Below are 13,994 nucleotides of genomic sequence, written 5' to 3' on the forward strand. Positions count from 1 at the left end.
GGATGCGATCAATGTAGGAGCTGCCGAAGGCTGCGATCTTTAAAGGAGGCAACGCGGTGCTTCAGACAGAAACACCGCCTCCTTCATTACTTAGCTGTACACCCGGCCAAGGAGCTGCCGATGGCTTTCAAACTGATCGAGCACATCCCGCGTGATCTGATCCTGCGTGAAGCCCATCAGGTCATAATCCTGGCTGCCGTTGTGCAGGTACACCTCGGCGCGGTAGTAGCGCTGGCGCGCCTCTTCAGAGCCCACAGATTCAGTCGGCGTCGCGAGGTAACCTTCCAGGCTCACTTCATAAACGAAAGGGTTCCCCTCTTCCATTTCGATGCGCACGCCCATGCAACGCTTGGATTTACCCAACAGCGTCTGTACTTCCAGACCCTGCGCACGCATTTGCGCGGCCGCGTCTTCCAGCGCCGGGCTGACTTGCTTGTCCATGAAACGCTGAACCACCGATTGGCTCGGCTGCAGATCCAGTTGCGTCAGACGCTCACTGAAACCACGACGACCACGCTCGGCCAGTTGCGCTTGCTCCTGTTCGATCTGCACGTCCTGACGCATCGCCTTGTGCAGGCCGAACATGAAGAACACCAGCACCACCGAGAACGGCAGACCGGCCAGCACCACCATGGTTTGCATGGCTTCGAAGTTACCGGCAAACAGCAGACCGATGGTTACCAGCGTGATAACTGCCGACCAGAAAATCCGCAGCCAGTGCGGCGCATCTTCGTCGACGTTGCCGCCCTTGCACGAAAGGTTGGCCATCATCACCGCACCGGAATCGGCCGGGGTCAGGAACAGTACGAAGCCCACGAAGATCGACACACCAATGACAATCTTCGACGCCGGGTAATGCTCAAGCAGCTGATAGATCGCCATCGACGGCTGTTCCAGCGCCGTCTTGCCGAGCTCAACCGCCCCATGGTTCATCACCAGATCCAGGGCCGAGTTACCGAAAATCGACAACCAGGCCAGCGTGAAGCCCAGCGGAATCAGCAGCACACCGGCGACCAGTTCACGCACGGTCCGACCACGGGAAATCCGCGCGATGAACATGCCGACAAATGGGGCCCAGGAAATCCACCAGGCCCAGTAGAACAGCGTCCACAGGCCCATCCAGCGTTCGGTTTTCTCGGCGCTGCCTTCATACACGTAGAGGTCGAAGGTTTTCAGCACGATGCCGTTGAGGTAGTCGCCAATGTTCTGCACGAAGCCATTGAGCAAGTGCAAGGTCGGGCCGAACAGCAGCACGAAAATCAGCAGACCGCTGAACAGCACGATGTTCAGGTTGGACAGACGACGGATGCCGTTTTCCACACCCGACACCGCCGCGATGGTCGCCACGGTGCTCATCACAATGATCACGATCAGCAGGTTGGTGTTGCTGTGTTCCATGCCGAAAAGGTTTTCAAGGCCCGACGACACCTGCAGCGAACCAATCCCCAGGTTGGTCACCAGACCCAGAAGGGTCACGAACATGCCGAAGCCGTCCACCGCGTGACCGGCCGCGCCTTTGACCCAACGCTCGCCTACCAGCGGATACAGCGCCGAACGCAGTGCCAGCGGCTGGTTATGACGGTAAGCAAAGTACGCCACGGCCAGACCGACCAGTGCATAGATCGCCCAGCCGTGCAGGCCCCAATGCAGGAAAGTCAGCTGTACAGCCTGACGCGCCGCCATGTTGGAGCCGGCAGTGCCTTCAGGCGGATTGAAGTAGTGATCCAGCGGTTCGGAGGCGCCGAAGTACAACAGCGAAATACCGATACCCGACGAGAACAGCATCCCCGCCCAGGCGCCGTAACTGAAATCAGGGGTGTCGTCCTTGCTGCCCAGTTTGAGTTTGCCGTAGGAAGAAAACGCCAGGCCCACCACAAACACCAGGTAAGCGGCGATCACCACCATGTAGTACCAGCCGAAGCTGCGCGACAACCAGGCCTGAGCCACACCCAACATCCTGCCGGCCTCTTGCGGGGCGATAATCAGAATGGCGGTCAACAACAGAATCAGCGCGGTAGAGGTGTAAAACACCCAACCGTTGACCGTCACCTTCTCGGGCGGGGTCTTTATTAGCGAGGCAGAACTCATGGCACAAATGCTCCAGGCAGTGCGAGAGAAGAACACAAGGCAACACGGAACCCGACCAATCGGTTAGTTGGCAGCCGACCGGCGGGTGATATAAAGACACCCCGAAAAAAGCCTGAACCTGCCGAAATGGCGCTGCGAATCGCTACCGTGGCCGAAGATGTACGGACGTTCATCCGAAACCTGGCCCTGAGCGTCTTGCCCTTTCAACACGTCCTTCGAATAGCGAACCGCGCCATGCCCCATACAGGTTTCGAGCATTTTCGGATGTCGGTTTTATCGCCACTTACACGTAGGAAAAAGCTGTAGGCAGCGACGATTTGTCGCAGATCTTATTCTTTGTTGATTGAACGTTCAATCAAAACAAAATAGACTGGCCCTCAATCCGATAAGCGTTATTCGCCCGTCGGAAGGCCTAAGGAGATGTGCAAGATGCCCAAGGTCGGTATGCAACCCATCCGCCGCCAACAACTGATCGAAGCCACTTTGCAGGCGGTCGATCAGGTCGGAATGGGGGACGCCAGCATTGCGCTGATCGCCCGTTTGGCCGGTGTCTCGAATGGCATCATCAGTCACTATTTTCAGGACAAGAATGGCCTGATTGCCGCCACGATGCGGTATCTGATGACCGCCCTCAGCGAGAGTGTCACCGCACGTCGTCAGGCGTTGGCAGATGACAGCCCACGGGCGCATCTGCAGGTGATCATCGAAGGCAACTTCGACGCCAGCCAGGTCAATGGCCCGGCAATGAAAACCTGGTTGGCCTTTTGGGCCACCAGCATGCACCAGCCGTCTTTGCACAGGTTGCAGCGGATCAACGATCACCGCTTGTATTCCAACCTGTGCTGCCAGTTCCGCCGTGTGTTGCCGCTCGAAGATGCGCGCAGCGCCGCCCGCGGTCTGGCAGCCCTCATTGACGGGTTGTGGTTGCGCGGCGCGCTGTCGGGAGACGCTTTCGACACAGCGCAGGCGCAACAGATCGCTTACGAATACATGGATTTCCAATTGGCCAAGCAGGTGAGCTAGAGCACTCGAAAAAAGCTCGGCCCCTGAACTGTCACCGATCAGCGATGCCACAGCTACATGGCTCACCCGGTGACCAACGCCAACCACTTATGCACTTGCGAGGACACTATGGCCCGTTTCGAACTGCAAAAACTCTACATCGATGGCGCTTACTCCGACGCCTCCAGCGACGCCACCTTCGAAGCCATCAACCCGGCAACCGGTGAAGTCCTCGCACAAGTACAACGTGCGACCAAAGAAGACGTCGAGCGCGCTGTGGTCAGCGCCGAAAAGGGCCAGAAAATCTGGGCCGCGATGACCGCCATGGAGCGTTCGCGCATCCTGCGTCGTGCCGTCGACATCCTGCGCGAGCGCAACGATGAACTGGCTGCTCTGGAAACCCTGGACACCGGTAAAGCCTTCTCCGAAACCAAGTACGTCGACATCGTTACCGGCGCTGACGTGCTGGAATACTACGCAGGCCTGGTACCCGCCATCGAAGGCGAGCAGATCCCGCTGCGTGACACCGCATTCGTTTACACCCGTCGCGAGCCACTGGGCGTTGTCGCCGGTATCGGCGCGTGGAACTACCCGATCCAGATCGCTCTGTGGAAATCCGCTCCAGCGCTGGCCGCCGGTAACGCGATGATCTTCAAGCCAAGCGAAGTCACTTCGCTGACCACCCTGAAACTGGCTGAAATCTACACCGCAGCCGGCGTTCCGGATGGCGTGTTCAACGTCCTGACCGGCAGCGGCCGTGAAGTCGGCACCTGGCTGACCGAGCACCCGCGCATCGAGAAAATCTCCTTCACCGGCGGCACCGACACCGGCAAGAAAGTCATGGCCAGCGCTTCGGCATCGTCCCTGAAAGACGTGACCATGGAACTGGGCGGCAAGTCGCCGCTGATCATCTTCGACGACGCCGACCTCGATCGCGCCGCCGACACCGCAATGATGGCCAACTTCTACAGCTCGGGTCAGGTCTGCACCAACGGTACTCGCGTGTTCGTGCCGAGCCACCTGAAAGCTGCTTTCGAAGCCAAGATCGTTGAGCGCGTTGCGCGCATCCGCATCGGCAACCCGGAAGACGAAAACACCAACTTCGGTCCGCTGGTGAGCTTCGCGCACATGGAAAGCGTGTTGGGCTACATCGCCAAGGGTAAAGAACAAGGTGCCCGCGTCCTGTGCGGCGGCGAGCGTCTGACCGACGGCGAATTCGCCAAAGGCGCGTTCGTGGCGCCGACCGTGTTCACCGACTGCACCGACGACATGACCATCGTTCGTGAAGAAATCTTTGGCCCGGTCATGGCGATCCTGTCTTACGAGACCGAAGAAGAAGTGATCCGCCGTGCCAACGACACTGACTTCGGCCTGGCCGCCGGTGTCGTCACCAAAGACCTGAACCGCGCGCACCGCGTGATTCATCAGCTCGAAGCCGGTATCTGCTGGATCAACGCCTGGGGCGAGTCCGACGCAAAAATGCCGGTTGGCGGTTACAAGCAGTCGGGCGTTGGCCGTGAAAACGGGATCAGCTCTCTCAATAACTTCACGCGCATCAAGTCCGTGCAAGTCGAACTGGGCGATTACGCCTCAGTGTTCTGAGGAGCCACAAGCGGCAAGCTTTAAGCTGCAAGTAAAAGCAGTTTGGGCTTGCCGCCCTCCCCCGATTTCGAAGACACAGCTCGCTGCTTTTTCTTGCAGCTTGAAGCTTGTGACTTGTAGCTCCCCCAGGAGAATTTATGACTACAGAATACGACTACATCATCATAGGGGCCGGCTCTGCAGGTAACACACTTGCGACCCGTCTGACTGAAGACGAAGGCGTCACCGTTCTGCTGCTCGAAGCAGGCGGGCCGGATTATCGTCTCGACTTCCGTACGCAAATGCCGGCCGCACTGGCGTTCCCGCTGCAAGGTCGTCGCTACAACTGGGCTTACGAAACCGATCCAGAGCCACACATGGACGGTCGCCGGATGGAATGCGGTCGCGGCAAAGGCCTCGGCGGCTCTTCGCTGATCAACGGCATGTGCTACATCCGCGGCAACGCGATGGACTACGACAACTGGGCCAAGCTGCCGGGCCTTGAAGATTGGGATTACCTGAACTGCCTGCCGTATTTCCGCAAAGCGGAAACCCGTGACATCGGCCCGAACGATTACCACGGTGGCGATGGCCCGGTCAGCGTGACCACGCCAAAGGCTGGCAACAACCCGCTGTTCCACGCGATGGTTGAAGCAGGCGTGCAGGCCGGTTACCCGCGTACCGAAGACTTGAACGGTTATCAGCAGGAAGGCTTCGGCCCGATGGACCGCACTGTAACGCCGAACGGCCGCCGTGCTTCCACCGCCCGTGGTTACCTCGATATCGCCAAAAAGCGTTCGACCCTGACCATCGTCACCCACGCCCTGACCGACAAGATTCTGTTCGAAGGCAAGCGTGCCATCGGCGTGCGTTATCTGGTTGGCGACGCTGAAGAGCGCGTTGAAGCCAAAGCCCGCAAGGAAGTCCTGCTGTGCTCCGGCGCCATCGCCTCGCCGCAGGTTCTGCAGCGTTCCGGCGTAGGCCCGGCAAAACTGCTGGAAAGCCTCGACATCCCGGTCGTACACGATCTGCCGGGCGTCGGTGAAAACCTGCAGGATCACCTTGAGCTGTACCTGCAATATGCGTGCACCCAACCGGTTTCGCTGTACCCGTCGCTGCTCTGGTACAACCAGCCGGCCATCGGTGCCGAGTGGCTGTTCAACGGCACCGGCATCGGCGCCAGCAACCAGTTCGAGGCCGGCGGTTTCATCCGTTCGCGTCCGGAATTCGAATGGCCGAACATCCAGTACCACTTCCTGCCGGTAGCGATTAACTACAACGGCAGCAACGGTGTGAAAGAGCACGGTTTCCAGGCGCACATGGGTTCCATGCGTTCGCCGAGCCGTGGCCGCATCCAGGTGAAGTCCAAGGATCCGCGTCAGCACCCGAGCATCCTGTTCAACTACATGGCCACCGAGCAAGACTGGCAGGAGTTCCGTGACGGCATCCGCCTGACCCGTGAAATCATGCAGCAGCCAGCGCTGGATCAATACCGTGGCCGTGAAATCAGCCCGGGTATCGACGTGCAAACCGATGAGCAGCTGGACAAGTTCATCCGCGAACACGCCGAAACCGCGTTCCACCCGTCCTGCTCGTGCAAGATGGGCACCGACGAGATGGCTGTGGTCGATGGCGAAGGCCGCGTGCATGGCATGCAGGGTCTGCGGGTGGTCGATGCGTCGATCATGCCGATCATCACCACCGGCAACCTGAACGCGCCGACGATCATGATCGCCGAGAAAATCGCCGACAAGATCCGTGGCCGCAAGCCACTGCCGCGCAGCACCGCCGACTACTACGTAGCGGGCGATGCGCCGGTAAAGGGCAAGGCGATGCGTGATATCACGCCTGTTGCTCAGTAAGACGTAATACCGAGGCGCGGCCTTCGCGAGCAGGCTCGCTCCCACATTTGATTTGTGAACGACGCAGATCCAGTGTGGGAGCGAGCCTGCTCGCGAAGGGGCCCTTACATTCAGCACAAATTCCCTCGCTGCACAGTAAAACCTCCTACACCCCCTCTTCACTTGATCCTACCCCCACGCAGGCCTACTCTAGACCTCGCGCAATCGTTTCACCCCTCCCCGCCGTCGCTTTACCGCTTCCCCCTAACAAGGAGGTTCCCGAATGTTCGATTTCCACCCCCAGCTCAAGCAGCGCTTCGCTGCCTTGCGCACGGGCGCCGAGTTCTTTTCCCTGCGGTATGTACGCGAGTCCGGCCAATACCTGTCGGTGCGCAAGAACGTTGCCGAGCCGCCGAGCCTGAGCCGCGACGAAGGTGCGATGCTCACGGTGCGGGTCAACGGCGTCGAAGCCTACGCTGCGACCAATGACCTCTCGCAACGGGGCCTGCAAGCCGCCCTTGAGCGCGCCGAACAGCAAGCCCGGCGGCTCAAGCCCCACGCCTTGCTCGACCTGCGCGATCAACCGATCTCCAGCGACCGCGCGGATTACTTTTCGCCCAATCTCGAACAACCCTTCCCGTCCCTGAGCGAATGCTTCGAGCTGCTCGGCGCGGAATCCGCCTCGGTGCCAAAGGATGAGCGCCTGGTGAATTGGGAAGTCAGCATTGGCATCACCCATGTCGAACAGATCTACCTGAGCAGCGCCGGCGCCGAATTGCGCCAGGCCCAGCGCTTCGTTTACCCAAGCCTCGACGTCACCGCCTACGACGGCAACGACAGCCAGACTCGCAGCCTCGGCCGCGAAAACTTCGGCCAACAGGGTGGCGCAGACGTGATCAGCCGTTGCGGGCTGATCGGTGCCGGTCCGCTGGTCGCCGATCAGGCGCTGCAACTGTTGCTCGCGCCAAACACTCCACAAGGCCCGCGCGACCTGCTGTTGATGCCTGACCAGATGATGCTGCAGATCCACGAATCCATCGGTCACCCGCTGGAGCTCGACCGCATCCTCGGCGACGAACGAAATTACGCCGGTACCAGCTTCGTCAAAGCATCTGACTTCGGCAGCCTGCAATACGGCTCGAAACTGCTCAACGTGACGTTCGATCCGGGCATCCCCGAGGAACTCGCCAGTTACGGCCATGACGACGACGGCACCAAAGCCAGCAAACAATTCCTGATTCGTGATGGCCTGCTGCTGCGCCCACTCGGCGGTGCGCTGTCGCAGTTCCGTGCCGGGATGGACGGCGTCGCCAACAGCCGCGCCTGCGGCTGGAACCGTCCACCGATTGATCGTATGGCCAACCTCAACATCGAGCCGGGCGATCAGCCGCTGAACAAACTCATCGAAAGCATCGAAAACGGCATCCTGATGAGCACCAACCGTTCATGGTCGATTGATGATGCGCGCAACAAATTCCAGTTCGGCTGTGAATGGGGCCAGTTGATCGAAAACGGCGAACTCAAAGGCGTGGTCAAAAATCCCAACTACCGGGCGATTTCCGCGCACTTCTGGAAAAGCCTGCGCGCCGTAGGCGATGCCAACACCGTCAAGGTGCTCGGCACGCCGAACTGCGGCAAGGGCGAACCGAACCAGGTGATCCGCGTCGGCCACGCTTCGCCGGCCTGCGTATTCAGCAACGTTGATGTATTTGGGGGAGACGCCTGATGAGCATTTCGAAGAGTCAGTCCGACGCCTTCAAGGACATGGTCAATTGGCTGCGCGACAGCGTCCGCGAGCCGGAACAGTTCACCCTCAGCTACGCCGCTGAATCTTCGGCGTTCGTGCGTTTCAATCACGCCAAGGTGCGCCAGGCCGGGCAGGTGCAACAAGCCAACATCGTCCTGAAACTGATCAACGATGGCCGCCACGCCGACCTCCAAGTCACCCTCTCCGGCGATCAGGAAGGCGATCTGCAGCGGCTGGCCGAAGGCCTGCAACAACTGCGCGAAACCCTGCCGCTGCTGCCGCAGGATCCGTATCTGCTGCTCAACCACAATGGCTGGCAGAGCAGTAAAGTGCAGGATCATCCGCTGCCGGATACCGAGCACGTGGTCGACGAAATCTGCGCCGCCGCTGAAGGCCTGGATCTGGTTGGTTTCTATGCCGCAGGCCCGATCAGCCGTGGTTTCGCCAGTTCCTCAGGCGCGTTTGGCTGGCATCAGGCCAACAGCTTCAATTTCGACTTCAGCCTGTTCCACGAAAATGGTGAAGCGGTGAAAGCCAGCTACGCCGGGCACGACTGGAGCAGCGAAGACTTCGCCAAGCGCTTCCGGCAGGCTCGCGAACAACTGGAGTTTCTCGGTCGCCCACTGCGCACCTTGCCGCCAGGACAGTACCGCGCTTATCTGGCGCCAGCCGCGCTGGAAGAAATCATGGGCATGCTGAGCTGGGGCGGCTTCTCCGCGCAGTCGATTGCCAGCAAAAGCAGCCCGTTGCAAAAACTGTATGTCGGCGATCAGGCTTTCAGTCCGCTGGTATCGCTCGATGAAAAAGTCAGCGACTCGCTGAGTCCGGCGTTTTCCGGCGAGGGTTATCCGCGCAGTGATCTGCGCCTGATCATCGAGGGCAAGGCTGGAGATCAGTTGGTCGGTTCGCGCAGTGCAGCCGAGTATGGTCTGACGGCCAACGGTGCCAGCGGTGGTGAATCACCCAGTGCGCTGAACATGGCCGCCGGGGATTTGCCACAAGCGCAAATCCTCAAGCAGTTGGGCACCGGGCTGTACATCAGCAACCTGTGGTACCTGAACTTCTCGGATCAACCGGCGGCACGCATGACCGGCATGACGCGCTTCGCGACGTTCTGGGTCGAAAACGGCGAGATTCAGGCACCGGTCAGCACCATGCGATTCGACGACAGCGCTTACAGCCTGCTGGGTTCGCAGCTGGAAGCGTTGACGGCCGAACGGGAGTTGCTGCTGTCGGCGAGCACTTATAGCCAGCGCAATACGTCGTCAGCATTGCTGCCGGGGGCGTTGGTGAGCCGACTGACTTTAACCTTGTAACACCGCAGCACTTGTGGGAGCTGGCTTGCCAGCGATGAGGACGGCAGATTCAACATCGTGCTCGTCTGAAAGTCCGCCATCGCTGGCAAGCCAGCTCCCACAGGTTCGCATTCCGCCTGACCCATACTCTTAGAGGTCCCATGCCCGACCGCCCGCCTCTCGACGCCATCACCGCACGCTGGTTGCCCTGGGTCGTCGCCATTGCGTTCTTCATGCAGTCCCTCGACGGGACCATCCTCAACACCGCCCTGCCGGCCATGGCCCGCGACCTGGCCGAAGACCCCTTGCGCATGCAGGGCGTGGTCATCGCCTACATGCTCACCGTGGCCCTGCTGATCCCCGCTTCCGGCTGGATCGCCGACCGTTTCGGCACCAAGAAAATCTTCTTCGGCGCGATCCTGCTGTTCAGCATCGGCTCGCTGCTCTGTGCACTGTCGAGCACCCTGAGCATGCTGATCGGCGCCCGGGTGATTCAGGGCCTGGGCGGTGCATTGATGTTGCCGGTCGGGCGACTGGTGGTCTTGCGCGCTTATCCGCGTTCCGAGCTGGTGCGGATCATGGGGTTCATCACCATTCCCGGATTACTCGGTCCGCTGCTCGGTCCGACCATGGGCGGCTGGATGGTCGAATACCTGACGTGGCACTGGATCTTCCTGATCAACCTTCCGGTGGGCGTCATCGGCTGCTACGCGGTGTGGAAATTCATCCCCGACCTGCGCGGCACCGAACGCACGCGTTTCGACAGCCTCGGTTTCCTGTTGTTTGGCGCAGCGATGATTCTGATCACCATCGCCATGGAAGGCCTCGGCGAATTGCATCTGCCGCACTTGCGCGTGATGTTGCTGCTGTTCGGTGGCTTCGCCTGTCTGGCCGCGTACTGGCTGCGCGCCGGGCATATCGAAAACCCGCTGTTCTCCCCGTCGCTCTTCAAGACCCGCACGTTTGCCGTCGGCATTCTCGGCAACCTGTTCGCCCGTCTCGGCAGCGGCGCCCTGCCGTTTCTGGTGCCGTTGCTGCTGCAAGTGGCGCTGGGTTACTCACCGTCGCAAGCGGGGATGAGCATGTTGCCACTGGCCGCTGCGGCGATGATCGCCAAGTGGGTCGCGCGACCGCTGATCGAACGTCTCGGCTATCGCATCGTCCTCACCGGCAACACGCTGCTGTTGGGGATCATGCTGGCCAGCATGGGCCTGGTCAGCGAACAGACGCCGTACTGGCTGCTGCTGTGCCTGCTGGCGGTTCTCGGCGCGATCAACTCGCTGCAATTCACCGCGATGAACACCGTGACCCTGATCGACCTCGACGACGCCAGTGCCAGCAGCGGCAACAGTTTGCTGTCGGTGGTCGCGCAGTTGTCGCTAAGTCTGGGGGTTGCCTGCGCCGGTGCCTTGTTGGGCGGGTTTACCGCCGAGGTCGGCAACGACGGTGTCGAGACGGTGCTGGGCGCATTCCAGTTGACCTTCGTGACCGTCGGGATCATGGCGATGCTCGCCGCGACGATTTTCTCGCAACTGTCGAAAGAAGACGGAAGGCGCGCAAAAAGGCCGGAAGAACACATCGAACATTAAGCGCTGTTCGTCCAGAACTTTCGAGAAAAGTGGCACGGGGCTGCTACACTGCGCGACATTTTGTTTTGCAGGCCCGTCCCGTGACCACCATCGCCACCGCTTTTAACACTCTGCCGCTGTCCGCTGCCATGCTGACTAACCTCGAATCACTCGGTTATGCGCAGATGACGCCGATCCAGGCGCAGAGCTTGCCGGTGATCCTCAAGGGGATGGACCTGATTGCCCAGGCCAAGACCGGCAGCGGCAAGACCGCTGCGTTCGGCATCGGCCTGCTCAACCCGATCAACCCGCGCTACTTCGGTTGCCAGGCGCTGGTGATCTGCCCGACGCGCGAATTGGCCGACCAGGTGGCCAAGGAAATCCGTCGCCTGGCCCGCGCCGAAGACAACATCAAGGTCCTGACCCTGTGCGGCGGCGTGTCGTTCGGCCCGCAGATCGCGTCGCTGGAACACGGCGCGCACATCATCGTCGGCACCCCGGGACGCATCCAGCAGCACTTGCGCAAAGGTTCGCTGGTACTCGATGGCCTGAACACGCTGATCCTCGACGAAGCCGACCGCATGCTCGACATGGGGTTCTACGACGCCATCGAAGACATCATCGTCAAAACCCCTGAGCGTCGTCAGACCTTGCTGTTCTCGGCAACCTACCCGGTGGGCATCAAGCAGCTTGCGTCGAAGTTCATGCGCGATCCGCAAACGGTGAAAGCCGAAGCGTTCCACGATGACACCCAGATCGAGCAGCGCTTCTACGAGATTTCCCCGGAAGAGCGCATGAGCGCGGTGACCAAGGTCCTGCACCACTTCCGTCCGGCATCCTGCGTGGCGTTCTGCTTCACCAAGCAGCAAGTGCAGGAAACCGTTGACCACCTGACGGCCAAAGGCATCTCCGCCGTCGGCCTGCACGGTGATCTGGAACAACGTGACCGCGACCAGGTGCTGGCGATGTTCGCCAACCGCAGTACTTCGGTACTGGTTGCCACCGATGTTGCCGCCCGTGGTCTGGACATTGATGCCTTGGACATGGTGATCAACGTCGAACTGGCGCGCGATTCGGAAATCCACATTCACCGCGTTGGCCGTACCGGTCGTGCGGGCGAGAAAGGCATTGCCATCAGCCTGGTTGCACCGAGCGAAGCGCACCGCGCGCAAGCCATCGAGCAACTGCAAAAGTCGCCGCTGAACTGGGATCAGGTAGACAACCTCAAGTCCCAGGGCCTTGCTCCGCTGCAGCCGCCGATGACCACCCTGTGCATCGGTGCCGGCCGTAAAGACAAAGTGCGTCCGGGCGACATTCTTGGCGCATTGACTGGCGACGCCGGCATTCCGGGCGCACAGGTCGGCAAAATCGCGATCTTCGACTTCCAGGCGTATGTGGCCGTGGAACGTACCGTGGCCATGCAAGCCTTGCAGCGCCTCAACGACGGCAAGATCAAGGGCCGTTCGCTGCGCGTGCGTATCCTGTAAAAACAACGTACTCCCCTGTGGGAGCGAGCCTGCTCGCGAAGGCAATCTGTCAGCCAACATCTAATGTTGAATGGCATACCGCTTTCGCGAGCAGGCTCGCTCCCACAATTGGTTTTGTGGTGAAATTTTCAGAGGACACCGTTTTGCGCTCTACCGAAGTCGTGATCATTGGCGCTGGCGCCGCGGGTTTGATGTGTGCACTGACCGCCGCCGGGCGCGGCCGTCAGGTATTGCTGCTCGACCATGCGAACAAGGCCGGCAAGAAAATCCTGATGTCGGGCGGTGGCCGCTGCAATTTCACCAACATGTACACCGAACCGAGCAATTTCCTCTCGCAGAACGCGCACTTCTGCAAATCCGCACTGGCGCGCTACACCCAGTGGGATTTCATCGGCATGGTCGGCAAGCATGCGGTGCCGTATCACGAGAAGAAGCTCGGTCAGCTGTTCTGCGATAACAAATCCAGCGACATCCTCGAAATGCTCCTCACCGAATGTGATCAGGTCGGCGTCGAACTGCACCTCGACACCTCGATCCAGACGATCGAGAAAGTCGAAAGCGGTTACCTGCTCGACACCACCTTCGGCCAGATCCAGTGCCAGTCGCTGGTGATCGCCACCGGCGGCCTGTCGATCCCGACGTTGGGCGCCACCGGTTTCGGCTATCAAGTCGCCAAGCAATTCGGTCACGAACTGCTGCCGACCCGCGCCGGGCTGGTGCCGTTCACCATCACCGATCAGCTCAAGGAACTGTGCACAGAGCTGTCCGGTACGTCGGTGGATTGCCTGGTCAGCTGCAACGATCAGAGTTTTCGCGAGAACATCCTGTTCACTCACCGCGGCCTCAGCGGCCCGGCGATTTTGCAGATCTCCTCGTTTTGGGAATCCGGCGACACGGTGGAGATCAACCTGCTGCCGGATCACGACGCCGCCAGCTGGCTGCAACAGCAAGTGGCCGAGCGTCCGAACAGCGAGCTGAAAACGCTGCTTGGTGAGATCTTCACCAAGAAGATGGCCAATCTGCTGGCGGATAACTGGTTCGTGTCCAAGCCGATGAAGCAGTACACCCATGCGGAACTGGCTGAGATCGCCGAGAAGCTGGGCAGCTGGAAAGTCGTGCCGGCAGGCACTGAAGGTTATCGCACGGCCGAAGTGACACTGGGTGGTGTGGACACGCGCGAAGTGTCGTCCAAGACCATGGAATCGCTGAAAAGCCCGGGCCTGTATTTTGTCGGCGAAGTGCTCGACGTCACCGGGCATTTGGGCGGTTTCAACTTTCAGTGGGCCTGGGCATCGGGTTACGCGGCTGCGCAGTACGTTTGATCCACGTCTTTCAAATGTGAAATGCAATCCCTGTGGGAGCTGGCTTGCCAGCGATGAGGCCGG

9 protein-coding genes are annotated in these 13,994 nt (G+C 60.2%); 8 read left to right on the top strand and 1 reads right to left on the bottom strand.

Going from position 1 to position 13,994, the window contains the following annotated elements; translation table 11 throughout:
• Positions 1-90 precede the first annotated feature (90 nt).
• On the bottom strand, positions 91-2,031 hold the full coding sequence (locus AB4P97_RS21335; RefSeq protein ID WP_395602961.1) for a BCCT family transporter: 1,941 nt from the start codon (positions 2,029-2,031) through the stop codon (positions 91-93).
• Positions 2,032-2,517: 486 nt separating this feature from the next.
• On the opposite strand from AB4P97_RS21335, the gene betI reads away from it, so the two are divergent.
• The 8 genes from betI (at position 2,518) to AB4P97_RS21375 (ending at position 13,931) form a co-directional block, all read left to right on the top strand.
• A complete protein-coding gene (betI, locus tag AB4P97_RS21340; protein WP_042561476.1) occupies positions 2,518-3,111 on the top strand; it encodes a transcriptional regulator BetI in 594 nt (197 codons plus the stop codon).
• Between the two features lie 108 nt (positions 3,112-3,219).
• Positions 3,220-4,692: a betaine-aldehyde dehydrogenase gene (betB, locus tag AB4P97_RS21345; RefSeq protein WP_042561477.1), complete on the top strand. Its 1,473-nt coding sequence runs from the start codon at positions 3,220-3,222 to the stop codon at positions 4,690-4,692.
• A gap of 137 nt (positions 4,693-4,829) precedes the next feature.
• Entirely contained in the window at positions 4,830-6,533 is a 1,704-nt protein-coding gene (betA, locus tag AB4P97_RS21350; protein WP_200617174.1) for a choline dehydrogenase, read from the top strand.
• 262 nt (positions 6,534-6,795) lie between these two features.
• Positions 6,796-8,238: a TldD/PmbA family protein gene (locus tag AB4P97_RS21355; RefSeq protein WP_395601578.1), complete on the top strand. Its 1,443-nt coding sequence runs from the start codon at positions 6,796-6,798 to the stop codon at positions 8,236-8,238.
• Positions 8,238-9,575 (top strand): TldD/PmbA family protein, encoded by a 1,338-nt coding sequence (locus AB4P97_RS21360; RefSeq protein WP_395597957.1) that lies wholly within the window; start codon positions 8,238-8,240, stop codon positions 9,573-9,575. The genes AB4P97_RS21355 and AB4P97_RS21360 overlap by 1 nt, the downstream gene beginning before the upstream one ends.
• A gap of 140 nt (positions 9,576-9,715) precedes the next feature.
• The gene (gene mdtD / locus AB4P97_RS21365; protein ID WP_042561480.1) at positions 9,716-11,143 is read left to right on the top strand and encodes a multidrug transporter subunit MdtD; all 1,428 of its coding nucleotides are present in this window, start codon (positions 9,716-9,718) and stop codon (positions 11,141-11,143) included.
• Positions 11,144-11,271: 128 nt separating this feature from the next.
• Positions 11,272-12,609: an ATP-dependent RNA helicase DbpA gene (gene dbpA / locus AB4P97_RS21370; protein ID WP_395602962.1), complete on the top strand. Its 1,338-nt coding sequence runs from the start codon at positions 11,272-11,274 to the stop codon at positions 12,607-12,609.
• 143 nt (positions 12,610-12,752) lie between these two features.
• Complete coding sequence (locus AB4P97_RS21375) at positions 12,753-13,931, top strand: NAD(P)/FAD-dependent oxidoreductase (protein WP_395601579.1); 1,179 nt, start codon at positions 12,753-12,755, stop codon at positions 13,929-13,931.
• Positions 13,932-13,994 lie beyond the last annotated feature (63 nt).

It is taken from the genome of Pseudomonas sp. A1230 (assembly GCF_044218825.1).
GTDB lineage: Bacteria > Pseudomonadota > Gammaproteobacteria > Pseudomonadales > Pseudomonadaceae > Aquipseudomonas > Aquipseudomonas iridis.